The sequence below is a fragment of the Thalassotalea montiporae genome, from assembly GCF_053485855.1.
This window is the reverse complement of sequence record NZ_JBQRUO010000030.1, coordinates 1-329: the sequence shown is the minus strand read 5'-3', so window position 1 is coordinate 329 and position 329 is coordinate 1. Positions and strand designations below refer to the sequence as shown.

The following is a 329-nucleotide window of genomic DNA, read 5'->3' as shown; positions in this document are numbered from 1 at the left end:
GAAAACGAAGCCTTATGGGGCTATAGCTCAGCTGGGAGAGCGCCTGCCTTGCACGCAGGAGGTCAGCAGTTCGATCCTGCTTAGCTCCACCACTTCACTTTTGTGAGTGACAGCAGACTGTAGCAATAACCTCAGCTGGTTAGTGCGCACCCCGCCACGTATTGAAAGCGGTGAGGTCGGCCTGTTTGTTTTCAAGTCTGCCCAGACCTACCAAGGTTTGATGCAGTATTTGATTTAGGTCTGTAGCTCAGCTGGTTAGAGCGCACCCCTGATAAGGGTGAGGTCGGCAGTTCAAGTCTGCCCAGACCTACCAACACAAGAAAAAGCTT

2 tRNA genes are annotated in these 329 nt (G+C 52.3%); both read left to right on the top strand.

The annotated features are described in order from the left end of the window. Positions 1-16: 16 nt before the first annotated feature. Positions 17-92: transfer RNA gene (locus tag ACSLUR_RS19150), tRNA-Ala, on the top strand. Between the two features lie 144 nt (positions 93-236). Beyond that, a tRNA-Ile gene (locus ACSLUR_RS19145) sits at positions 237-313 on the top strand. The last annotated feature ends 16 nt before the right edge of the window (positions 314-329 follow it).